This window comes from Bacillus sp. SIMBA_074, assembly GCF_046534555.1.
Classification (GTDB): domain Bacteria; phylum Bacillota; class Bacilli; order Bacillales; family Bacillaceae_G; genus Bacillus_A; species Bacillus_A mycoides.
This window is the reverse complement of the sequence record NZ_JAWRYM010000467.1, coordinates 1-274: the sequence shown is the minus strand read 5'-3', so window position 1 is coordinate 274 and position 274 is coordinate 1. Positions and strand designations below refer to the sequence as shown.

The 274-nt window shown below is 38.7% G+C and carries 1 protein-coding gene; it reads left to right on the top strand.

The window, feature by feature from the left end; translation table 11 throughout:
* A partial coding sequence (locus SB773_RS31615; protein WP_410594272.1) for a putative glycoside hydrolase occupies positions 1-274 on the top strand: 274 nt, incomplete at both ends.

Sequence of the window (274 nt, the reverse complement as noted above, 5' to 3'; positions counted from 1 at the left end):
AAAGAGAAGCCTGAATTGTCATTTTTAGATGGCGAAGAGGTATGGAAGAATGGTCGAGGTGAAGCCTTCGTTAACCCATTCTTAAAAGAGGTTTGGGATTATAATGTCGGTATTGCCATTGAAGCGGCAAAAATGGGTTTTAAAGAAATTCAATTTGACTATGTCCGTTTTCCCGAAGGATTCGAAAATAAAGAAAATGATTTGAAATATGATATCGGTGAGTATGATGAAGCGAAAGTGAGTCATTCAGCTAAAAGGGTTCAGGCAGTGACGG